Raw genomic sequence first — 24,258 nt, forward strand, 5'->3', positions numbered from 1 at the left:
TTACTACCCTAATTTATTTTTGAAAGTCTCTAATGCTTCTTCGTATTCACTAATTAGTCGTGAGATAACATCACTAACTTTTTCTTTCTTTGTAATAAACTCAATTGATGGGCCAGCCACCCAAACTGTTTTATAAGTTGCGGCAAATGCTGCTTTCTCAACAGCTTTCATTCCTTTGTAGTAAGTTAGCATCTTTGCATACTTTTTAAACTGTCTATTAGAGTTTAGGAAAGCTTCAATAAAATTTTGATTTACACCAATTTTTTGAACATAAGGTGTATTGATTACTGTACATGCACTTCCCGATATTTTATTAGTCATAACAATATCTTTAGCACCATATTTAACAACAGCATCTTTATATTCTTCAGATACAGGACTTTCATCAGTTGCGATGAATGGGCTGCCAATTGAAACACCTTCAGCACCAAGAGATAGAGAACTAAGGAGACCTGACCCTGTTCCAACACCTCCTGCAGAAATAACTGGAATTTTACAGTGTTTCTGTAGCATTGGAACTAGAATTGAAGTGGGAACTGGGCCAGCATGTCCGCCAGCACCTGAGTTAACGGCAATAATTGCATCGGCTCCAAGGGATTCAACTTTTTGTGCGTAAGTAACATCAACTACGTCACAGAATATTTTTGTACCTTGTGGGCGACACTTCTTTATGACTTCCTCAGGACTTCCAAGGGAAGTGATAATGAAGTCTGGCACATATTTTTCGCAAATTTCTATTTGTTTTGCGAGATAGATATTTGACTTGTTTACTATGAGATTGATTCCAAATGGACCTGGGCATTCTTTTTTTAACTCTTGTATTCCTTCTTCAAATAACTCAGGTGTTCTCCAGTTTGCAGCAGGAATACAGCCCATGATACCAGCTTTAGCAGCTTCAATAAGCATTTCTTTACTTGAGGCAAGGAACATTGGAGCCATTATTATTGGATATTTAATTTTGAATGTTTCAGTTAGCCATGTATTGATCATGGGATCTCCTTTTGGGAATAAAATATTTGATTTATTATACTTTTATTAGCAAGGATATCAAAGAGGGAAAGCGCTTGCACAAACTGAAATACTCACGTAACTTTAAAGCATGGCAATAAAAGAATTACTCCCTTTAGTGGATTTTGAAGAATTAAAAAGAAACTTAGAAACTGAACGAAAAACTGTTATTAAAGTGAACAATTTTTCAGAAGAAGATGGTTATGTTCGCTCTCTTGAAGATGCGGAAATAGTTCTGAACTTTCTGAAGGATTTGATTACACCAATTTGGAATGTTTTTGATGAGTATCCTTCATTGCTTAAGTTCTTCTCAACAGATTATACATCATTCAATTCGTTAATAACTCGAGAAAATATTCTTGATCTTACGTTCTTGGACGATTGCCTAATTCCAGAAAAAGAGATGTTTTTCTTCGGTCAAGATGGTGGAATTAATACAAAAGTTCTAGACATTCATAGAGCTGGATTCCATAGATGGATTAACGATAAGAAAATTTCACATGAGCAAACTACGGAACTTATTAAATCTGGAGATATTAGTGATTTAAAAGTATCTGACCTTAAGTGCCAGTGTTTTAACTGTACGGGTTCTTTTCGTGCAAAAGTTAGAGACATTATCTTTGATGAGAGTTTAAGAATCATCAACGATGGAGAAGAGGAAATAAGAAAAAATATTGATGTGGGTGTGGGATTTGTCTCAGATCTATTCAATAATATGCATAAGGAATTAGATAAGAATTTTTATAAAGCACGTTTCAAATTAAAGAGATCTTCTTTAAATCGTCTAGAAACACAAGCGAAGGAAATTTTAAAGAGTAAGTTTAATTATCCTTCCCCTCTTTGTGCTGAACATAGGAAGAATCTAACATTTATTTTTGATGAATATTTATATAAGAATGAATATAGCTCAGATCTAATTACTGAAGAAGAATACGATAAGTTTTTCAGATCTCTTGGTGTTAACTTTTGGAAAAATGAAAAATTTATTGAGAGAGAGTTTCAAAAGTTTGTTAAGTCGATTGTAATTTTAAAGAAAAAAGATGTGTCATCAAAAATTCTTCAAGAGTATTTAGGAGAATTTTGGGTTCATTCTGCGGCCAGACAAATCAAAAGAAAAATTGTCTATCATATGGGACCAACAAACTCAGGTAAGACATATCATGCAATTGAGAAGTTGGCTTCGGTTGAGAAGGGATGCTATCTGGCTCCTCTGAGACTTCTTGCTGCAGAACTTTATGATACATTGAACTCTAAGGGAGCAATAACAACACTGCTAACAGGTGAAGAAGTTATTGAAAGAGAGGGAGCTACTCACTATTCATCAACAATTGAGATGGCGAGGCTTACTGAATATTTTGATGTCTGTGTTATTGATGAAATTCAAATGATCACAGATTCATCAAGAGGGTGGGCGTGGACAAGGGCACTTGTAAACGTTTTTGCTGAAGAAGTGCATTTGTGTGGAGATGCATCCGCACTTGATTTAATTAAGGTTATCACTGAATTATGTGGTGATGAACTTATTATTAAAAATTATACAAGAATGACTGAACTCGAAGTTCAGAGAAGACCAATTGTTCTTGCTGACATGGAAAAGCATGATGCACTCATTGTTTTTTCAAGAAGAAATGCATTACGTTTTAAAAGAGACCTAGAAAGATTAGGGTTTAGAGTTTCAATTGTTTATGGACGACTCTCTCCTGAAGTAAGGCGAGAGCAGGCACGAAAATTTGATCAAGGTGAAACTGATATAATGGTTTCAACTGATGCAATTGCTATGGGAATGAATCTTCCAATACGAAGAGTTGTTTTTTCTACGCTAAATAAATATGTTGATTCTCAAGAGTTTCAAATTTCTAATTCAGAAATAAAACAAATTGCAGGTCGTGCCGGAAGATATCAACGCTTTCCTCGTGGTTTCGTAACTTGTCTCAACAAAGTAGATGATGGATTAGAAATAATCAATGAAGCTCTCGAAGGAACCCTTGGCCAATCCACTCAGTGTATGGTTGGACCCGATTTAGATATTTTTAATCAAGTCAATACTGCTTTAATTTCAAATAATTTACCAAAGTTAAAACTTTCTGAGTTTTTAAGACTTTTTAACACAATGACTTTTAAGCAACCATTCTTCTGTGTTGATATGAAGGAGATGATCGAGTTAGCTGAAGCCGTAGAGGAAGCAGATAAGAAAGAAATTTTAACTGATGCTGAGATCTTTGGTTTTGCTTGTGCTCCAGTTAATCTAGGGTTACTTGAGCATGTTCAGTACTACATGTGGATACTTAATAAGTATGTGGCCTCAGAAGCAATTATTAATGACTCGATTGATCCGACATCAAATGATATTGACTATTTAGAGACATCGATTAAGTGTGTTGAGTTGTACCAATGGCTATCAAGGCATTTTAATAATAAACACTTTGATTACGATGAAACAAATCTTCTCGATAATAAACAATTAGCGATTGATAAACTGAATAATCTTCTCTCTGAAAAGATTGTTCCAACGTGCTCGAGTTGTGGTTGTAAATTGCCAGAAGACTCTAAGTTCGCTATATGTGAAAGCTGCTTCGAAAGACGCCGCTCTCGTCGAAGTGGAGGAAGACCAAACTTTAGTCGCAATAGTGAGGGTAAAGGCAAACCTGGTAGTTCGAGCAGTGGAAATAGAGGCGGAAGTAGCAAAGGAAAAGGTGGATCTTTTTCTGGTAAGAAGAGACCAAGCCGAAAAAGAAAATCTACTAAGAAGTAATGAATGTTATTGAATATGCAAAGCTGATTTTAAACTCTTCTAGTATTGAAGATAAGCTATTAGATCCATCTGTTGTAACTTCTCTTGATGGAAGCACTGCAGATTTTGAAAAGCTTAAAGACTTGATGCCGGCGCGAGAGCCGCGCATTTCTTTTAGTTCTACTCAAATTAAATTTCCAAGAAAGAATACTTTACATTTAAATGACCGCAAGGCCCTTGCTCTTCATTTTTTTGCCAATCATGAATTGTTGGCAATTGAGATGATGGCTGCTGCTCTTTTATATCTCCCATTGAATGATAATTATTCAAAAAGAATTAGAATGGGAATTCTTCAAACGATAAAAGATGAGCAAAAGCATTTCAAACTCTATCGTCATCGTATGAATGACTTCGGAATTGATTTTGGTGACTTCCCTGTTAATGACTTCTTTTGGCGCCAAATGCAAAAAATGAAATCAATTAATGAATATCTTGCAGTAATATCTTTAACCTTTGAAGCTGCAAATCTTGATTTTGCGAAAAATTATGGAAGTATTTTTGCTGCTGTAGATGATGATAAAACAGCTAAAATTATGGATATTGTCTATCAAGATGAAATCTCGCATGTTGCTTTCGGAGTAACTTGGCTCAATAAATGGAAAGAAGATAAAAGTCTTTGGCAGTATTATGTTGATAGCCTACCAGATCTTCTTACTCCTGCAAGATCAAAGGGAACAATCTTTGATTTTGAAGGGAGAGTAAAGAGCGGTATGGATGAGGACTTTGTTTCAAAGATTAGAGATTATCGTGACGAGTTTACTGTTACTAATCGTAAAGAGTGGAACGAGAAGTGAGCGACATTGTAAACTTTGATTTTGATGTCAATTTTCCAAATCGTACAATTGATTTCTCTTACAAAAATAGATCACTTTTCGAGTGGGTCTATTTCTTTATTAATAAGGTAGAAAATTCGACATTATACACTACTGAAAATTATTCTAAATCATATCTTGAAAAACTTAAAAGTTTTGGTTGTGTAATTCCTAAGATTTCTAATGACAGAGAAGGGATTTCTCCTTGGTGGGGAAACTTTGATGAATATGAAAGAAAGGAAAAATTCATATCTAAGATCAATATATTAAAAACTCTAAATGGAACAAATCTTATTCCTGATTTTGTAACAGATGTGAGATCTCAAGAAAAACTTGATAGAGTACTTAAAAATCAGGGAAGTTACTTCTTTAGAGAAGAATATAATTTTTCTGGAATTGGTAGTTGTATATATGAATCAGGAAAATTTTATAATTTTAAGAAAGGGGTGATTGCTCCTCTTCTTAATGTAAAGCAAACTTTCGGAGTTACCGTAGATTTAGATAATGATACTTATTTCATATGCACAAATACAATTGGGGCGAATGGAACCTTTCGCGGTGGGCATCTTGTTGGAGTAAATTCATTTTCAAAGTATTTAAATAGTCGTGAGGATTCAATTAAAGAAGAATTTAAAGATATATTTGCTAAACTCAGAGCTTGTGGTGCGAAAGGTGTCATTCAATTTGATTCATTGATCTATGATGTAGATGGGAAAAGTCATTGGTACAAAATCGTTGAAGTTAACTATCGCAAAACGATGGGGTTGTTGATTAAGTCTCTAACAGAAATGTTTGGAGAGGGTGAGTTTGTTATCTCTACAAAGCCAATTAATGGAATTCAAATCTCACCAGATAATCTAAAGCTTAAATCTTACTATATTCCTAAGGTGTAATATACTTATTGTAGAGAGTAAGGCAACGGTTGTACGCCTCGTTAAGATCTTTACCATAAGTCACAATACCATCATCGTGTCCTGCCATTGCAAATCCAGCACCAGGATATTTTTTAGCGAGTTCTTGAACAGCATTTGCCATTTGCTTAGTTCCGTAGGGAACATCCTTTGCTGTAAATGGTTCATTTGCTAAAATCATTTTCTTCCATAAATCTTCGTGATGAATATGGACAACCGCTCCAATATTATCGTCAACTTCATAGATGGCTGCATGAGTTAAAGACTCACTTGAGGGAAGAATTGCTCCACGCGATGCTATTTTATTTCTATCAAGGTCATAATCTAATACTAGTGTGTAATGTGTATTGTCGAGATCTGGAAGGTGTCCTGTCTGAGTCCCCGAAATGACAAATTGTGGTTTCTTTGTCTGACGAAACTCTTGGAGATTAAAACGCTCAGAGATGTTTCCATAGCCTACTTGATGCATTTCATAGAAGCCAATGAGCTTCAGATCGAAAAGCATTTTACGATATTTTTCAATGTTAGTTACGAATTTATTGTTGATCGATTCAGTCTTGTAATAGTCACTAAAATCGAACTTAATAACACCTTCATCTAAAGTCATTTAAGCACTCCAAAAAAAATACGATAAGATAGATATACCTACTTGAAATCACAGTGTAAAGGGAGGGCCTGGTGGCCGAAAGTTTTTTAGACAAACTTAAAGATAAAATAGCACCGATAAAAGAAAAGATTCCGTTTCTGGCTAAAACTAATGATGATGATTATGAAGATGAAGATGAAGATGAAGATGAAGAAACTGAATTTGATGGGTCATCTGAGGATGCAACCGGGCAATTCGAAATAAATAAAGAACTTCTTGAAGAAGCTACAAATCCTCAATATAAGCCCGAAGACTCTGAGGCTTCTGAAGAAGACGAAGAAGACGAAGAGGACGAAGAGGACGAAGAGGACGAAGAGGATGACGAAGACGAAGATGAGGATGATGAAGAAGTAGAAAATGCAAAAAAGAAAAAGAAAATCATTTATGGCATCGTGATTCTTGCATTAGTCTACATGGCCGCTGATGAATTTATGAAAGCTGGTGAAGAACCCATTCCTGAACCTGTGCCAATTGTACGTAAGAATAAAAAAAATAAAGTAAAGCAAAAGCCAGCTGTTGATCAAGCTACAAATCAAAATGAAGCCGCAGTTGTTGAAACTAGAGTAAAAACTCCTGTTCAAGAGGAGCAGGCTAAAACAGAAGTCGTTGAAGCAAAAAACGAGATATCTGAACAAGTCGCTGTAGCACCCACAGTTTCTGATGAGCCTGAAGCTAATGAAGAGATTAAAGTTCCTGAAGAACCTAAAGAAGAAGCTCCAATTCAGGTTGTTGAAGAACCTAATTTAGGTGAGCTTAACTTTGATAGCACAGCAGAAGTTCAAGAAGTAAAAGATGATAAAAATCAGCTTAATAATGAACTTGATGAAAATAGTGGAGCAAATAACTTAGACAGTCAATTAACTGCCATTATTCAAAAGGTCGAAGATGATAGTCAAAAAGAACAAGAAAAGCTTGAGTATGTAGAACCACCAAACTATGAAAACTTTGGTGAATCTTTAGTTTACAATTGTAAAGGGCGTCACTGGGCTTGTGTGAATAAAGAAGCTCATTTTCAATGTATGAAAAACTATAAGTGGGCAAAGAGTACGGGGAAGACACCAGAGTGTTCGAACTTTAAAGTTCTTGCGACTGCGAAAGATTGTCGACTGCTTCAGTTGTATAATATTAATATGGTTGTTGAGATACCTGACTGTAAATAATAGGGAAATAAGTTCATTGTTTAAAAACTTCTTTGACGTGATAAAATTAAGCGAACCAAATCAAATTAGTTTATAAACAATGGATTAGAAATGCATGATAAATCGTCTCCTATAGTAAAAGAATTTTTACTGGAGTCTTTTGAAAATCTCTCAAATATCAATGAGGAGTTAACACATTTTGAAAAAAATAGTGGTGACTCTGAATTACTCAATTCAATTTATCGTAAAGTTCACACATTGAAGGGAAGTGCTAGCTTTCTCGGCCTTAAAGTTCTTCAGCACATTACGCATCTAAGTGAAAATATTTTAGATAAAATTCGTGAGCAACAACTAAGTGCAGACAGTACTACAGTAGATGTTCTGCTAGAGAGTTTTGATGCGTGCATTGTAATTTTAAATTCAATTGAAAGTACAGGTGATGAAGGAAGTGAAACTTTTGATAAGTTACTCGAAAAGTTAGAGCGATTGGATTCGGGCGAAGCTGTTGAAATTGAAGATGATATAATAATTAATGATGAAGATAATCATGAAATCGATCTTAGTTTTAAAGAGAAGAAATTTGATGAAGATTTGATGTCATCATTAAATGAATTAGAAGATAAGATATTTGCAAAGCCCGTAAATGCAAAAAACGATATCGAAGAGAAAAAATCATCAGATGTTTTAAAGCTTAGAGAGGAAAAAGTACCAGTAGAAGATACTGTTAAAAATATTGATGAAGTAGCACCTGGGAAAAATTCAAAATTAAGGGATAAAATTGAATTGCTAAAGAATGAACTATTCAAGAAAAATGAAGTGGAAGTTCAAGACGTAGAAGGGGCCAAGGTAGAAATTTCAGAGTCTAAAGGAAATCTTGTCGATTCAGTTGTGAGAGTAAATGTTGCTCTTCTTGACAAGATTATGAATGTTGTTGGTGAACTTGTCCTAAATCGAAATCAAATCCTACAGTGTGCAAATCAAGATACATCGCCAGAATTAAGCCGTCTTGCTCATCAGTTAAATGCAATCACGACTGAACTTCAAACTGATATCATGACAACTCGTATGCAACCTGTAGGATCTGTACTCAGTAAATTTGAGCGCGTTGTACGTGATATATCAAGACAACAAGAAAAGTCGATTAAGCTAAATATAACGGGTAAAGAAACTGAACTTGATAAAACACTTCTCGAAGCAATACGTGATCCACTTACTCACTTAGTGAGAAATGCTGTGGATCACGGAATAGAAAAGCCTGAAAGTCGAGTCGCGAATGGTAAGCCAGAAATTGGTACAATAAATATTCGCGCCTATCATGAAGGAGGACAGGTTACTATTGAAATTAGTGATGATGGAAATGGTATTGATCCTGAGAAAATTCTCAATAAAGCAATAGCGAAGGGTATATTGAGTAAAGAAAAAGCAGAGCGATTAAGTAAAAAACAAATTCTAAATATCATATTCTCTCCAGGTTTCTCGACAGCGGAAGCAGTAACTAACATTTCTGGTCGTGGTGTTGGGATGGATGTCGTAAAATCGAATATTGAAAAGATTGGTGGGTCTGTTGATATTCACTCTAATGTTGGAGAAGGAACTATTTTCAAGTTGAAAATTCCTCTAACTTTGGCAATCGTCCCTGCTTTAGTTGTAGAAAGTGCCAATGAAACATTTGCTATTCCTCAAATCAGTTTAGTTGAATTAGTGAGAATTGAAGAAGGTGAAGATAAAAAAATTGAACTTATCCATGAAAGTGAATTTTTTAGACTAAGAGGTGATTTAATACCTGTGTTTAGATTAAATCATTGTCTAAATCTTGAAAGTGATAAAGAGCTTTCGGGAGATATTAATATTGTTATATTAAATGCTGAAGGACACACATACGGCCTAATTGTTGATCAAGTACTTGATACTGAAGAGATCGTTGTAAAGCCATTAAGTAAAGAATTGAAAGAACTTTCAATCTATGGTGGTGCTACAATAATGGGGGATGGATCAGTTTCATTGATTATTGATGCTCTAGGATTCTTCAATACTGTTGGCCGTGTTTCGAATCAAAAGAAAATTGATGGAACTGAAAAAGCTGGTGAAAAACTAGTCGTTTATAATGATGAAATCTTGCTTTGTACGCTTGAAGATCGAAGAGAATATGGCATCCCATTAATGCTCGTTAATCGTTTGGAGGAATTTAAGCGAGAACAGGTAGAGTGGAGTGGAAACAGTCCATTAGTGAGATATCGAAATAAAGCAATGCCTCTAATCTCTTTAGAGAAAATATTAGGCATAAAGACTCCATCTATTCTCGATGGTACCACTGAAACTATTCCTGCAGTCGTAGTATCTGTAAGAGGGCATCAGATTGCTTTTGCAGTTTCTGAAATTAAAGATATTGCAATCAATCAAGGGCCAATATCCACTGAGACTGCAGATCGTGATGAATTTGTTGGTACAGCTTTCATTAATGAGAAAACAATAACAATCCTTGATCTCTTTAACATAATTGATTCTTTACCGCTGAAACAAGTTAAAAAAGAAAAAACCCATGGGAATATCTTAGTTGTTGAAGATTCACAATTGTATTTAAGAGTTCAAAAAGAGCTATATACAGAGGCTGGATATGCTGTATGTACAGCAATGAATGGAAGTGAAGCTCTCTCGATATTAGACACAGAAAAGATAGATGTCATTGTTACTGACATTGATATGCCTATAATGACAGGGTGGGAAATGATCAGGAAGCTTAAAGGTAATACTAAGTACGTAGATATCCCCGTGATCGCTGTTTCATCGATTGTAAGCAAGAAGCGAGAGGAGATTACTAGAGCAGGTTTTGATTTCTGTTTTGATAAGCAACAGAATGGGGAAGCGTTAAAAATTGTAAATAAATTAATGGAGTTATAATGAGTGATAGTATCAGTATGGTAATTAATGAGGATATTGTACAGCTTTGCGGGTTTAAAGTTCGCGGTGGACAATACGCGATCTCGGTACTTGATGTGCAAGAAGTTATTAAGCCTCAGCCTTTAACACCTGTACCTTTGTCTCCGGACTTTGTTACGGGATTGATTAATCTTAGGGGACAGATAGTTACTTCAATAAATTTGAGAAAATTATTTCAGATTGAAGATCGTGAATCAGAAGAGCATATGAACATCATTGTTCGTAGTGGAGACTCTTTGTACGCACTTATGGTTGATGAAATCTTAGATGTGATTGATGTAGAACAAAGCACATTTGAAACAATTCCGGAAACAATTAATGAGAACATTAGAAAGTATATTTCGGGAGTGTATAAACTAGAAGAAACTTTATTAATTTTATTAGATTTAAAGAAAATATTTTCAATAGATATAAAGGGGTAAAAATGACGAACGAAAATTTAGGCACAGATTTAAAAATTGATTTTCAACAAATGATTGAAATGTCTCCAATTAACACGATGGTAGCCAACAAAGAAGGAATTCTTCTTTACATGAACTCTAAGTCTAAAGAGACGCTCAGAGAACTTGAACAGTATCTACCTGATAAGGTAGACAATCTTTTTAATAAAAGTATTGACTGGTTTCATAAAAACCCTGCCGTGCAGAAAAAAATTATTTCAAGTGCCAGTAATTTACCTCACAGAGCAATCATCTCTGTTGGACCTGAGAAATTAGACCTTCTTGTATCACCTCTTAGAGACTCTGATGGAGAATATCTTGGGCCGATGGTAACGTGGGAAGTTGTTACTGAAAAGTTAAAAATAGAAGAGGAAGTCGCAAGAACAAAGCAGATGGTTGATAAATCACCAATTAACACAATGATGGCGACACCTGAAGGGAAATTGATTTATATCAATGAGGCAGCTATTAACACGTTAAGAAAGCTTCAATCTCTTCTGCCTGATAAGGTCGAAAAACTTCAAGGTCAAAGTATTGATATTTTTCATAAGAACCCTGAGTTTCAAAGGAAAATTATTGGTGATCCTTCAAACCTTCCGCATAATGCAATCATTGGGCTAGGGCCTGAGAAGTTAGATCTTCTTATATCACCGATTTTCGATTTAGACGGAAAATACCTCGGACCGATGGTAACGTGGAATGTTGTAACGACTAAGTTTGAGCTTATTAACGATCTTTCAAAAAGTGCAGATGACCTACAAAACTCTGCGGAAAGTCTTTTAACACTATCTTCATCTCTAAGTGCTGGAGCTGAAGAAACTTCTGCTCAGGCCAATACCGCGAGTTCTGCTTCAGAAGAAATTAATGCTGGTGTTCAAACTGTTGCAAGTAATATGGAAGAAATGGTTGCAGCAATTAAAGAAATTACGAAAACGACAAATGAAGCATCTTCACTTTCTAACGATGCGATGAAGATGGCTAAGTCTACAAATCAAATCATCGGACAGTTAGGTGATAGTAGTATGGATATCGGAAATGTTATTAAAGTTATTTCTTCTATTGCTCAACAGACTAACCTTCTTGCCTTGAATGCTACGATTGAAGCGGCAAGAGCTGGTGAAGCTGGAAAAGGTTTCGCAGTTGTTGCAAACGAAGTAAAAGAACTAGCAAAGCAAACCGCTAAAGCAACAAATGATATTACGAAGAAAATTGAAACAATTCAGAATGACTCTAAAAATGCCGTTTCTGCAATTGGTGAAATTTCTGAAGCAATTGAAAAGATCAATGGATATGCCGGTAATATCGCAGCATCTGTTGAAGAGCAGGCAGCAACAACAAATGAAGTAACGAGAATTGTTACTGAAGCTGCAGAGGGTGTAAAACAAATTAATGAAAATATTGGCCAGGTATCAGAAGCGGCTTCAGTTACTGGTAAAGATGCATCGAATACTCAAGATGCAGCTAAAAACTTAGGTAGCATTGCAGCTGGATTGAAAGCTCATGTTGCCAAGTTAAATGTATAGGTTAGTATGAATATTTTAGTCGTTGATGACTCAGTAGTATTTAGAACAGCGATAAGCCAGGCCCTAAGTGAGGTGCCTGGTTTTCTCGTTTCAAAGACATGTAGTAATGGTAAAATTGCTATCGATTTTTTACAAAGAGAGAGTGGGATTGATCTTGTTATCTTAGATCTGGAAATGCCTGTAATGGATGGTATCGAAACGATTAAGGAAATAAGGAAATTCAATAAAAAAATCCCTATAATTGTTTTTTCTTCGTTTACAACACAAGGTGCAGAGAAAACAATAACAGCACTTCAGACTGGCGCAAATGACTTTGTTGGAAAAGTGAGTGGCAATGGGACAATAGAAGGATCTTTAAAAATGATTCGAGCTGAGCTGGTGCCGCGCATTGAAGCTCTATGTAGTAAAGGTAAGGCAAGCAATGTTTCACAAACAAAAGAAGTAGTTTGTGAAATATCTAAAGCTGTAGATAAAATGCAAATAAAACCCAAGTTAATTTGTATCGGATCCTCGACTGGTGGTCCAGAAGCATTAATGTCAATTTTTAAAACTCTTGAAGTACCATCGAGTGTACCAATGTTACTTGTTCAGCATATGCCTCCTATGTTTACACAGAAGTTGGCTGAAATGTTAGATAAGAATTCATGCATGAGCTTTTCTGAAGCAAAAAATGGAGACGTTTTAAAACCAGGGCATTGTTATATTGCACCTGGAGATTATCATATGACTATCACGAAAGATTTAAAAATAATCTTAAATCAGGATGATAAAGTTTGTTTTGTCCGACCTTCTGTAGATGTTTTATTAAACTCTGTTGCTGATAATTTTTCGGGACAAGTTCTTTCAATTATATTAACTGGAATGGGTGAAGATGGCGCAAATGGTTCACGTGCTTTGAAAGAAAAGAATGCATATCAGTTTACACAAGATAAAGAATCGTGTGTTGTTTGGGGGATGCCTGGAGCTGTTATGAAAGCAGATGTTGGAGCTTCTGTGATTAAGCTTGCTGATATACCTAAATTATTAACAATGGTTTCAAAAAGAATATGAGTAAAAATATTTTAAAGAATATAATTGAACACAAATTACTTGATAGAACATTTATTGCGAAGGCAATCAGTATGCAAGTACGTGAAAGCGTTTCACTTGCACAAGTAGCTGTAGAGAATAATCTGTTAGGAGATGACGAATTGATTAAGTTGTCTATTGTGTCTATGGATAAAGGAACAGATTTATCAAGTTGTTTGAAAAATAACTTTCCGGACATTTATAAGAGGGCAGTCGAAATAAAAAGAACTGGTACTAGAGGACTATTCACAATTATGCAGGACGAAGGTTTTGTCTCAACTGCAGATATTAAGAATGCGATTGAAAAAGCCTCTACGCTACAAGAAAACTCTGATTCGAATCATGAAAAAAATGACGATGAGATTGAACTAAGCCCTGCTGCCCTTGAATCTCTTCGTGAGCTTCAAGGAGATAATTTTAGTCTCGATGAACCAGAGTCTCGTGAGGTTGAACTTAGTCCTGCGGCGCTCGAATCATTACGCGAACTTCAAGGTGAAAATTTTTCTTTTGATGCCAAGAGTGATTCAGATACTGACAAAGTCGAAATTAGTGAAGCAGCACTTGATTCGCTTCGTGAACTTCAGGGGGATCGTGCTGTAGATGTCTTTGTGCAAGATGAAGAGCTCGACGTTACCGTAGAAATAAACGAAGCAGCTCTTGAGTCATTAAGAGAGTTAGGCGGCATGAGTGAGGAGGATATTTCTTCTCTTATACCACAGCCTAAGATTCAAAGTAAGTCTAACGATCTCGTAGATCTATTTGATGAAAAAAAACGAAATAAAATTCTCAAAATAATGAAAATGATAGATGAAGCTTGTGACAAAAAAGATGACGCTACTAATTACCTCAATTCCCTATATCGAGAAATTCATGTTGTTTCAACAGCGGCTAAAAATGTCGAGGCAAAATTTTTATATAGATTATTAGATTTGTGGGAACACGTAATTGATCGTCTGTTTAATTCAACACCAGAGAAAGTTTATAATGTATGTGAGTCAGATTTTAAAAATCTGTATGATGCTATAGATCTTTGTTGGGAAGTTAGAGAGAACGAACTGAGTTCTAATGAAATAGAATTCTTCAAGAATGAGGGCGTTAGAGCTAATTATCTCAACCAAATAAATATTTTAAAGAAAATACTAGGCAATATAAATTAGAGGTTTTTAATGAAAATTATGATCGTAGATGATTCAAAAGCAATTTACATGATGGTTTCTGGTATGCTGACAGAGCGCGGGCATCAGGCTGTTTGGGCCGAAGATGGAGTTGATGCTTGTGAGAAACTTAAGACAGAGAAAGTTGACCTTATCTTACTCGATTGGAATATGCCAAATATGTCTGGTCCAGAGTTTCTAGAAAAGAACCAGGCTGAGAATATTACTGAAGTTCCGATAGTTATGATGACTACAGAAAATAAGCCTGACTTCATTAAGAAGGCTCTTCAGCTTGGAGCAGTGGAATATATCATGAAGCCTTTTACTAGTGATATTTTGTTCAACAAAATAGAGCTGGTGTTTGATCTTGAATAATTTTATTTTTTTCAAAAAAATAGTTCATAAGTATTTAGGTGTTGATTTAGAAATGTCTGATGAGACACGAAATATTGGAAAAATGAATAATTTTTTAAAAAGTTTGAATATAACAAACAACCTTGAAGAATATTATCGGGCACTGACAACAGACGAAGAAAAAGAAGAATTTAAAAAAAATCTCATTGATATAGTTACAATTAATGAGACTTCCTTTTTTAGAGATAAAATTCCATTTGAATATATAAGATCTCTCCTAGATGGTAAAACGAAACTAGATGTTTTATCTATTCCTTGCAGTTTTGGGCAAGAGGTTTATTCCTTGGCAATTCTCTTTGAAGAAAATAATTTTAAGAGTTACCAGATTTATGGAGTAGATATTAGCTCTGAAGTTGTTGATTATGCTCGACGTGGTCAATATAATACTTTTGAAATTTCGCGTGGGATTTCTGAAGACATGCAAAATAAATACTTCATCAAGGATGAGAAGAAGTTCGATGTTTCACCAAAGATTCGCAGTAAGGTCAGCTTTTCTGTTGGGAGTGTACTAGATAGAAACGTGTTCATAAACTCAGTAGACTTAATACTGTGTCGAAATCTTCTTATATATTTTAATGATAAAACTCGAGAAACTGTCATTTTAAACCTTCTTAACTCCTTGAAAAAAGGTGGGAAGCTAATCTTAGGTGGAGGAGAGCGCGTGAGCCACCCAAGTCTTCTGGTAGAATACTATTCAGGTATGCCTGTCTACACAAAAATTTAAATTAATAATAAGAATATAAATAAAAAATCCGAAAAGCCTAGAGAGTAGAGGTGTATGTGGATTTAGCAGAATTAAAAGAAAATTTTATACTAGAAGCAGAAGACTTACTAGAAGATGCTGAAGATGCATTACTAAGTGTCGGAAAATCTGAATATTCAGGATTATTTAATCGAATCTTTCGTTCTTTTCATAGTTTAAAAGGCGCTGCTGGTATGTTTGGTTTTGTAGATCTACAAGAGCATGTGCATAAGCTTGAGAACTCTCTCGATTCATGTCGTGAAGCAATGAACGAAGAACGTGTTGATTACTACTTACGTGGGATCGATGCGGTACGTGAATATTTCAGAGATGGGACAATATCTTTCAAAGAGCAAGTTACAAGAGAAGAAGTTAAAGTTGATATAAAAGAAAAGAGACAAGTCCAGGAAGAAAAAAAAGTATCTACTCCTCACAAAAGTAGCGGCTATATTTATGTTGTCGATGATGAAAAAATAATTGTCGAACTAATCTCTTCACAGCTTATAAGTTCAGGCTTCACTGTTAAGTCATTTTATGATGGGGCAGAGTTACTTGAGGAAATCTCAAGTGAACATCTCCCTGATGTTATTGTTTCAGATATTAATATGCCAAAAGTAAATGGTATAGAGATGGCCAAGAAACTTGCAGAGAGAGGAATCGCAATTCCAATTGTATATGTATCTGCTTATGTAACACTTGATATTGTTCTATCAGGTCTTAAGAGTAGAATGTGCTACTTCATTGAGAAACCATATGACGAAAAGGTTTTAATTTCTATTGTTACCTCTCTTGCCGATAATTCTAAATTAAAAAAATCGTTAATGAAAACATGTGATCGTATTATGTTCATGTTCTCAAATCATGAAAACTTCTTATTAGAGTCTGGTCATGAGAAAGAAGCAAGTGCACTAAGATATGAGATTGAAAATTTACTTGATCTAAAAAAGTCTATTACAAAATAGAGGATACCAATGAAAGAATTTGAAATTATTTGCATTGATGATGAAAAAGAGATTCTCGATATTTATGAGCTAGAGCTTGCTAAGTGTGGCTGTACCATTAAGTCATTTGTAAAGCCTGATCTTGCTTATGAATACATTATTGAAAATGCGAAGAAAATTGTTCTTATCGTAAGTGACTATAAAATGCCTGAGATGACAGGGCTTGAACTGCGTAAAATGTTAAATGCAAATGACGTCATGATTCCTTTTTTGATGGTGACTGGTTTCTATAGTAAAGAAATGGCCCTGGAGGGGATGGAACTTAAGATATCAAAGTTTATTAATAAGCCCTTTCGCTCCGACGAACTAAGTGCTGTTGCCTCAGCAGAGCTTGATCAATATCTACGAGTTCTTAATGAAGAGCGTGAGATGATTAAATCTTTTGTTGAAGAATCATCTCCAATGCTTGAGGAAATCGAAGATTTAATTCTAGTTTTAGAAGAAGAACCTCATAATTTAAATGCTCTTAATACATATTTTAGATTGCTCCACACAATTAAGGGAACAGCCTCTTGTGTTGGTTTAAAAACATTACCCGAATTTGCCCATAAATATGAAGACCTAATTGGTTCTTTGAAGAATGGAGATATTCAAGTAAATGATCTTGTTATAAATACATTTTTAAAAGGACTAGATGTCTTAAAAAGAATGTATTCAAGCATTGCAAATGATGGTGCTTTCGAATTTGACATTCAGGAAGACTTAAAAATATTCAACACTGATTTTAAAAATTTAGAACAAAGTAAAAATCAATCTCAGACAGAGGTTAAAGAAGTCGAAGTTGTCGATAATAAGGCACAAAGTACTTCAAAAGATACAAATGAAAAAATAAATGTTCAGGTCTCAATTCTTGACAACTTCATGGAACTATCAGGGGAAATGACAGTTCTTAGAAATATGATCGTTAAAAGTGTCTCTAAAATTGAGCAGAGATATCAAAATGACAAAGATGTAGATGTCCTTTCTGACTCATTGGATGAAATGCACAAGGTATCATCAATTTTACAAAATCAGATTTCCGAAATGAGAAAAATTTCAGTTGAAAGTATTTATCGCCCATTGAAAAGAATTGTAAGAGATGCTTCTAAAAAGCTTAAGAAAGAAGTTAATATTGAATTTGAGGGAGAAGAACTTAAAGTCGACACTTCAATCGCTAAAATACTAAATGGTGTGCTAATTCATCTTCTACGAAATGGGGTAGATCATGGTATTGAATTACCCGAGACAAGGACGACAGCAGGTAAGCAAGCAGAAGGTAATATCTTACTCTCGACGGTCATAGACGGTGAAAATATTCTTGTTACAATTTCTGATGATGGTAACGGAATGAATCCTGATAAATTAAAAGCTAAAGCAATTGAAAATGGTCTTTTTACAAAAGAGCAGCTTGATAAAATGTCGGAACAACGAATTTTCTCTCTGATTTTTGAGTCTGGATTTAGTACAGCTGGTGAGGTTACAGACATCTCTGGTCGTGGTGTTGGAATGGATATGGTTCGAAGCTCTGTCGAGGCAATTGGCGGAAAAATTGTCGTTGAATCAAAGTATGGCGAAGGATCGAAGTTTATTCTTGTTCTTCCTGTTCCAAGATCTGTACTAATTATTAAATCTTTAATGGTTGGAGTATCTGGAAATCAATTTGCGGTACCACTACAAGATATTGATGAAGTCGTAAGCTTAGATGATGACAAGATTTTATCTGAACTCAGAGAAATCGATGGGGCACAAGTGCTTTGCCATCACGGCCGTTTGATACCGTTAATAAATCTTCATGACAGATTTCACCCAGGGGCTATGTCTGATAGATCTTTGCAAAATGTGATCGTTATAGATACCGAAGGTATGCATTTTGGATTACTTGTTGATGAAGTATTTGATATCGAGGAAGTTGTACTTAAAAAGTTTTCAGGACATTTGCAGTCGGACACATCTCTTTTTCAAGGAGCAACCCTAATAGGTGACGGAGATATCGCACTGATACTTGATCTTGAGAATATCGCTCATTCTAGTAATATCGTGAATAGTGTTGAGGAAGATTATATTACTACAACTAAAAATAATATTGAGCCTGTCGAATATCTTCAATTCTCACTTGAAGATCAAAGATCATCATATGCAGTTAGTTTGAGTATGGTTGACAGACTTGAAGAGTTTGCAATGAGTGATATAGAGTATACTGGTAATAATATGATTATTAGATATCGTGACAGTTTTCTACCTCTAGTGAATTTAGAATCAGTTCTTTATCAAAAAGAAGCAATACTCGCTGAAGACTGTGACATTGTTTGTATTGTTGTCAACTTAGAAGGGCAGAAACTGGGATTACTTGTTAATCGCATTGGTGATATTGCTAATGTATATGAGACTCTTGATGATACCTTTTATAATGGCTCGGGAATTTTAGGAACTGTGTTCATTAATGAGAAGACAGTAAATGTATTGGATTTAGAGTTTGTAGTGAAATCTAGAGCTAAGTCTAGGCATCAAGTTAAGGATGATTCTCATCATGAAGATTTTGAAACCGCTGCATAAAAGTTTAAGTTTAGTGATTTAGACAAAAAAAAGACTATCTTACGATAGTCTTTTTTTATGCTGCATTTTTCAGAAATTTACCTTCGACGATAGAGAGCTCGAATGTCTCTTCTTTTTGATTGGCATCTCTTCTCATGGCAGTGATGAATGCCTTCGCTAGTTCTGGATCAAACTGAGAACCTGAAAATTCTTCAAGTTCTGCAAATGCGACTTCATAATCTAAACCTTTTCTATATGGTCTAGACGATGTCATTGCATCGAATGTATCTGCAATTAAGATAATTCTCGAGAAAAGAGGTATGTCTTCACCTTTAAGGCCCTCTGGATAACCACGACCATCCCATCTTTCATGGTGATGTTTGGCATATTTTGCAACTTTCTCAAAATGAGAAAAACCTCTTAAAATCTCAGCTGATTTTTCCGGGTGACTTTTCATTTGAAGAAACTCATCTTCAGTTAGTCTTGCTGGTTTTAAAAGTACAGAATCAGGAACACCGATTTTCCCGATATCGTGAAATAGAGCAGATAATTCCAGATCATATAATTCTTCTTCATTTAATCCAATTTCTTTTCCGAGGGTTAAGCTAAGGAAGGCAACTCTCATTGAATGCCCATACGTGTATGAGTCTTTACAGTCCAGCGCATGTAGAATTGTTCTTGCGGCCATTTCACATATCTTTTTTTGCTCAAGTGCAAGCTTCTTATTTTCTTTAACTAGATTTAAAAGAGCAACATTAGTCACAGCATCTGGCAAAGAGATTACATTATTCGTCGTTGTCGTTGGCTTTTTCTTTATACTCATTTCCTACTCTTTTACTCTGTTAATAACCCATATATTAACAACTGTTCGGTCCTAAGCGCTCAATTCTTTAATCTTTGAGGGATTTTGTTGTGATTTTGATCAGTTAATATGTTAAAATATTTGGGTCTAGAGCCAATAATAGTTGTCATATACTAAGGAATTTACATGGAAGTTGAAATTCTGACCCAGGATGGAACAGAATCTAATATAGCGTATTTTGAATCATTATTTTTTAATCTTCACGGTCGTGATGTTGAGTTTGTTAAGGTGGATAGCTTTAGTGCAGATAAAATAAAATTAATAAGTTTAGAATCTTTTAATGAGTTAAGTGACAAGCGTAAGATTTCTCGCTTCTTCATTTTCTATTATTCTTCAAAAATTAGTAGTAAGCAAGTTGATGAGCTTAATACTCTTGGAAAGACAACTCCAGAATGTCTTGGTATTTTTGATCTTGATCTCGATTATGGCCTTTATGCTCCATTTGTAGATAATTTTTTATCTCAAATGAGCTTATTAGATTCCCAGAAATCAATTTTGAAAAAGCTTAATGGAGTTATACAAACAATTCTTGGGCAACTACAAAGAGTAAAAGGAATACATGATAAGATGGTTCCTGTTCGCAGTGAAGTGATTAGGGGAGTGAGTATAAACTCTCGCTTCTGTGCAGGTACCTCATCTGGTGGTGAGTTTTTCGATTTCTTTAAGTCGGGATCAAAAATTTGGCTTTTTTCTTTGAATGCTAGCTCTTACATTACTATCGCTTCATTTCTGAGTTTGATTGATACTTGGAAAAGTCAAAGTGAGCTTACTTCTGAATTTGTAAGACAGAGTCTTGAGTCAGCAAGAAAAGAATTTGAAGGCTTAGGGGATGTATCACTTCTTGTTCTGTCTGTTGATCTTGGTACATTTAAGATGACAAGTTTTAATCTTGGACAGCATGATATTATTTCAAAAGATAAGGTCGTTATCGCTCGTAATGATAATACTTTTCCTTCTAAGTGTGCTGAGTACAAAGAGAGTTCTTATCAACTTACTAGAGGAGAGCAGATTGTAATTCTTTCACCAGGTTTTTATAAAAACACAGCTGATTCGATTGACTCTCAAACAAGTTTTAATTTTTTAAAAAATAATTGGTCAACAGGAACAGACCTTATTCAAGAACTAACTTTTCAGACAAAGAAAAAGTATAATGATCTTGATTTTCTTCCTTATGATCAAACAATTTTTACAATTGGAGTTGATAAAAATGTCATTACTAAAGTTTAGTGTTGTCCTTTTTTCATTATCAAGTTTCGCATTCTCGGGGAATGAATGTTTCAATACTAACTTTAGTGTTGAAGTAACACATAAGTCATTTCCATTTGGATTACTTAATAAAACACTAAAAATTGTGAAAAAAGAGTGTGAGATTGAAATTTCTCATAATGAATTTAAGTACAGAAATCGTAAGTGGATTATCGACACCTGTAGAGAGCCTGTTCACATAAAAATTGATACTGGTAGTGTTGATGTAATAAGAAGAGGTGTTGATTGTCAGATGTCCACTGATAAATTTTGCAAAGAATACAGTCTTATTAAAAAGATTATTCAAGATGATGGATTAATATTTGCTGAAGGATCTAAGACTGAACTTGAAAGTGACCATGGTAAAACATACTGTTCTTACGTTTTAGTTGATCAATATCTAGGAAAAAGTCTAGTAATGACTAAAGGTTTCGACTACGACTACTTAATGGCGGATAAAACTAGTACAGGAAAAAAAGAAGGGGCCAGTAATGTTTCAATTGACCCGAATTCTGGAAAAGCCGATTTTTAAACTTTAGCAAAGGCCTTATCTAAATCAGCGATAAGGTCTTCAATATCTTCAATTCCAACCGAAAGTCTTATTAGATTATCTGTTAAACCTATGCTTTCTCTAACTGCCTTAGGTACAGATGCGTGGGTCATGATTGCAGGATGCTCTATTAAACTTTCTACTCCGCCTAAACTTTCCGCCAGAGAGAATGTTTTTACTGTTGATAAGAACTTATTACATTTTTTGATATCGCCTCTTAAGAAGAAGGTAATCATACCACCAAAGCCACTCATTTGCTTCTTTGCAATTTTGTGTTGTGGGTGAGAAGAGAGGCCTGGATAAATCACCCTTTCTACTTTAGGATGTTTTTCAAGGTATTTTGCAATCTTCAGGGCATTCTTTGCATGCGCTTCCATTCTAACAGCTAAAGTCTTAACACCTCTAAGAACTAACCAAGAATCAAATGGTGATTGCGTTGGTCCAATTGAGTTTTGTAGTGTCCAAAGTTTTTTGTGCATGACTTTGTCATTTAACATCACACAACCACCAATGACATCAGAATGACCATTGATATACTTTGTCATTGAGTGCATGACCATATCAGCACCAAGATCGAGAGGGTTTTGGAAATATGGAGACATGAATGTATTATCAACAATTGTCTTTGTTTTATATTTTTTTGCTAAAACACTTATTGCTTTGATATCGGAAATTTTAAGAAGTGGGTTAGTTGGAGTTTCTACCCAAATAAGAGCTGGCTTATGTTCTTTTAAAGCTGCTTCAACTTTTTTGAGATCAGTTGTATCAATGAAAAGAAAGTTGTGAATTGTGTTGAAGACAGTCGTAAACAGTCTATATGTTCCTCCGTAGACATCATCTCCACAAATAATCGTCGACCCAGATGGTAGAGCATGCATAATTAGCATTTCAATTGAAAGTCCACTTGAAGTTACAAGTGCATGTTTAGCATTTTCAAGGCCCGCGAGGCACTCTTCAAGTCTCGTTCTCGTTGGATTGTGAGATCTTGTATACTCATAACCTTTGTGAACTCCTGGACTTGATTGTACGTATGTTGAAGTCTGATAAATCGGAGGCATAATTGCCCCCGTTTCCTTATCTGGCTCACCACCAACATGAATGACTTTCGTAGCCTTCTTCACTAGATGCTTCCCTTAGAAGACATATATTGAAGAATATCAATCTCAGTTAGAATATCTGAAAGTTTTCCATCTTTCGTAATGATTGCAACTTCTTTCTTTAAAAGAGCATCAGCTACTGTTTCAAGTAATTCATTTCTATCTACGATTCTAAATTTATTTGTATAAGCAAGTGAGATATTATCATCTTTTTGGAATTCACCCATAACAACAGGCTTTACAAGATTTTTCTCTGCACAAAGACCAACAACTTCTCCTGCCTTATTAACAACTGGAAGTTGAGACATTCCCTTCTCTTCCATGATTGTAATCGCTTCGCCTATTGTTGCACTGTCATTAATTGTGATAATACTTCCATTTTTTCCAAGATCAGAAAGTACATCTTTTATTTGTACATTAAATGATGAGTCTAGGTAACCGTTGTCACTCATCCAGTCATCATTGTAGATTTTAGAAGCATAACGGTTTCCTGAATCGTGAAGAAGAACTAGAATTTTCTTCGGTTCTTTTTGCTTCTTCGCATAATTGATCGCACCTACAATTGCAGCTCCTGCAGAACCACCTGCGTAAATACCTTCATATTTAAGAAGCTTTCTCGTCATTAGAAAACTTTCTTTGTCACCAACAACTTCAAAGTCATCAATAACTGAGAAATCATAATTTTCAGGAATAAAATCTTCTCCAATCCCTTCGATTACATATGAATGAGCTTCACACATTTCACCAGTTTTTGCATAGTGAGCGATGATAGATCCAACACAGTCGATACCAACGATTTGAACATTAGGCATTTTTTCTTTGAAGTACTTTCCGCAACCCGTAATTGTTCCACCTGTACCAACTCCGGCCATAAATACATCGAAGTCACCTGAAGTTTGCTCATACATTTCTGGAGCAGTCCAAGTGTAGTGTGTATCTCTATTGTGTAAGTTATCGTACTGATTTACATAGAACGAATTTGGTATTGTTTCAGAAAGTCTTTTTGATACCGAGTAGTATGAACGTGGATCTTCTGGTTGAACGTTAGTTGGACAAACTACAACCTTGGCACCGAAAGCTCTTAAATTATCAATTTTCTCTTTGGACTGTTTATCCGCAAGAACAAAAATACATTTGTAACCATGAATTGCAGCCCACATCGCTAGACCAACACCAGTGTTCCCTGAGGTTCCCTCGATAATTGTTCCACCAGGTTTTAGCTTTCCTTCTTTGACCGCCTGGTCAAGCATATATGATCCGATACGATCTTTAGTTGAACCACCTGGATTCATGTACTCAAGTTTTACATAAATTTCTGACTCGATGTCTTTTGTTACGTAGTTTAGTTTTACAATTGGCGTTCCACCGATTGCTTCAAGTACATTTGCTTTAGCGCCTTTCATCATT

General features: G+C 35.1%; 20 protein-coding genes. 15 read left to right on the top strand and 5 right to left on the bottom strand.

The window, feature by feature from the left end; all coding sequences use genetic code 11:
- Window positions 1-3 precede the first annotated feature (3 nt).
- Complete coding sequence (locus tag M900_RS01655) at window positions 4-990, bottom strand: nitronate monooxygenase family protein (RefSeq protein ID WP_021273381.1); 987 nt, start codon at window positions 988-990, stop codon at window positions 4-6.
- A gap of 109 nt (window positions 991-1,099) precedes the next feature.
- Between M900_RS01655 and M900_RS01660 the strand changes: the two genes are divergently transcribed.
- From M900_RS01660 to M900_RS01670, 3 genes are read left to right on the top strand one after another with little or no spacing between them, the layout of a single operon-like run.
- Window positions 1,100-3,760 (top strand): helicase-related protein, encoded by a 2,661-nt coding sequence (locus M900_RS01660; protein WP_021273490.1) that lies wholly within the window; start codon window positions 1,100-1,102, stop codon window positions 3,758-3,760.
- On the top strand, window positions 3,760-4,593 hold the full coding sequence (locus M900_RS01665) for a DUF455 family protein (RefSeq protein ID WP_021273130.1): 834 nt from the start codon (window positions 3,760-3,762) through the stop codon (window positions 4,591-4,593). Before M900_RS01660 ends, M900_RS01665 begins: the two co-directional genes overlap by 1 nt.
- The gene (locus tag M900_RS01670; RefSeq protein WP_021273074.1) at window positions 4,590-5,504 is read left to right on the top strand and encodes a hypothetical protein; all 915 of its coding nucleotides are present in this window, start codon (window positions 4,590-4,592) and stop codon (window positions 5,502-5,504) included. The genes M900_RS01665 and M900_RS01670 overlap by 4 nt, the downstream gene beginning before the upstream one ends.
- Here M900_RS01670 and M900_RS01675 read toward each other — a convergent pair.
- Window positions 5,494-6,129 (bottom strand): class II aldolase/adducin family protein, encoded by a 636-nt coding sequence (locus tag M900_RS01675; protein WP_021273247.1) that lies wholly within the window; start codon window positions 6,127-6,129, stop codon window positions 5,494-5,496. The two genes, M900_RS01670 and M900_RS01675, sit on opposite strands and share 11 nt — an antisense overlap.
- Before the next feature lie 71 nt (window positions 6,130-6,200).
- On the opposite strand from M900_RS01675, the gene M900_RS16825 reads away from it, so the two are divergent.
- The 10 genes from M900_RS16825 (at window position 6,201) to M900_RS01725 (ending at window position 19,118) form a co-directional block, all read left to right on the top strand.
- Window positions 6,201-7,328 carry a hypothetical protein gene (locus M900_RS16825; RefSeq protein ID WP_021273449.1) on the top strand — a complete coding sequence of 376 codons (1,128 nt, stop codon included), beginning with the start codon at window positions 6,201-6,203 and terminating at the stop codon, window positions 7,326-7,328.
- Window positions 7,329-7,418: 90 nt separating this feature from the next.
- Window positions 7,419-10,205 carry a chemotaxis protein CheW gene (locus M900_RS01685; RefSeq protein WP_021273396.1) on the top strand — a complete coding sequence of 929 codons (2,787 nt, stop codon included), beginning with the start codon at window positions 7,419-7,421 and terminating at the stop codon, window positions 10,203-10,205.
- Window positions 10,205-10,666: a chemotaxis protein CheW gene (locus M900_RS01690; RefSeq protein WP_021273428.1), complete on the top strand. Its 462-nt coding sequence runs from the start codon at window positions 10,205-10,207 to the stop codon at window positions 10,664-10,666. Before M900_RS01685 ends, M900_RS01690 begins: the two co-directional genes overlap by 1 nt.
- 2 nt (window positions 10,667-10,668) lie before the next feature.
- The gene (locus tag M900_RS16830; protein ID WP_021273356.1) at window positions 10,669-12,207 is read left to right on the top strand and encodes a methyl-accepting chemotaxis protein; all 1,539 of its coding nucleotides are present in this window, start codon (window positions 10,669-10,671) and stop codon (window positions 12,205-12,207) included.
- A gap of 6 nt (window positions 12,208-12,213) precedes the next feature.
- On the top strand, window positions 12,214-13,257 hold the full coding sequence (gene cheB / locus M900_RS01700; protein ID WP_021273309.1) for a chemotaxis-specific protein-glutamate methyltransferase CheB: 1,044 nt from the start codon (window positions 12,214-12,216) through the stop codon (window positions 13,255-13,257).
- Window positions 13,254-14,432: a hypothetical protein gene (locus M900_RS01705; protein ID WP_021273172.1), complete on the top strand. Its 1,179-nt coding sequence runs from the start codon at window positions 13,254-13,256 to the stop codon at window positions 14,430-14,432. Before cheB ends, M900_RS01705 begins: the two co-directional genes overlap by 4 nt.
- 9 nt (window positions 14,433-14,441) lie before the next feature.
- Window positions 14,442-14,804: a response regulator gene (locus tag M900_RS01710; protein WP_021273100.1), complete on the top strand. Its 363-nt coding sequence runs from the start codon at window positions 14,442-14,444 to the stop codon at window positions 14,802-14,804.
- Entirely contained in the window at window positions 14,797-15,567 is a 771-nt protein-coding gene (locus tag M900_RS01715) for a protein-glutamate O-methyltransferase CheR (RefSeq protein ID WP_034730793.1), read from the top strand. Before M900_RS01710 ends, M900_RS01715 begins: the two co-directional genes overlap by 8 nt.
- Window positions 15,568-15,623: 56 nt before the next feature.
- Window positions 15,624-16,547: a response regulator gene (locus M900_RS01720; RefSeq protein WP_021273205.1), complete on the top strand. Its 924-nt coding sequence runs from the start codon at window positions 15,624-15,626 to the stop codon at window positions 16,545-16,547.
- Between the two features lie 9 nt (window positions 16,548-16,556).
- A complete protein-coding gene (locus tag M900_RS01725; RefSeq protein ID WP_021273249.1) occupies window positions 16,557-19,118 on the top strand; it encodes a chemotaxis protein CheW in 2,562 nt (853 codons plus the stop codon).
- Window positions 19,119-19,173: 55 nt separating this feature from the next.
- Here M900_RS01725 and M900_RS01730 read toward each other — a convergent pair whose 3' ends face one another.
- Window positions 19,174-19,920, bottom strand: coding sequence for an HD-GYP domain-containing protein (locus tag M900_RS01730; protein WP_021273301.1), 747 nt, complete (start codon window positions 19,918-19,920; stop codon window positions 19,174-19,176).
- Window positions 19,921-20,085: 165 nt separating this feature from the next.
- Here M900_RS01730 and M900_RS01735 point away from each other — a divergent pair, with 165 nt between their 5' ends.
- A complete protein-coding gene (locus M900_RS01735) occupies window positions 20,086-21,186 on the top strand; it encodes a hypothetical protein (RefSeq protein ID WP_021273397.1) in 1,101 nt (366 codons plus the stop codon).
- Window positions 21,167-21,736, top strand: coding sequence for a hypothetical protein (locus M900_RS01740; RefSeq protein ID WP_021273528.1), 570 nt, complete (start codon window positions 21,167-21,169; stop codon window positions 21,734-21,736). Before M900_RS01735 ends, M900_RS01740 begins: the two co-directional genes overlap by 20 nt.
- On the opposite strand, the gene M900_RS01745 is transcribed toward M900_RS01740, so the two are convergent.
- Window positions 21,733-22,875 (bottom strand): PLP-dependent aspartate aminotransferase family protein, encoded by a 1,143-nt coding sequence (locus M900_RS01745; protein WP_021273496.1) that lies wholly within the window; start codon window positions 22,873-22,875, stop codon window positions 21,733-21,735. The genes M900_RS01740 and M900_RS01745 overlap by 4 nt on opposite strands.
- Window positions 22,875-24,257, bottom strand: a complete 1,383-nt coding sequence (locus M900_RS01750; RefSeq protein ID WP_021273520.1) for a pyridoxal-phosphate dependent enzyme — start codon at window positions 24,255-24,257, stop codon at window positions 22,875-22,877. The genes M900_RS01745 and M900_RS01750 overlap by 1 nt, the downstream gene beginning before the upstream one ends.
- Window position 24,258 lies beyond the last annotated feature (1 nt).

It is taken from the genome of Bacteriovorax sp. Seq25_V (genome assembly GCF_000447795.1).
Lineage (GTDB): Bacteria > Bdellovibrionota > Bacteriovoracia > Bacteriovoracales > Bacteriovoracaceae > Halobacteriovorax_A.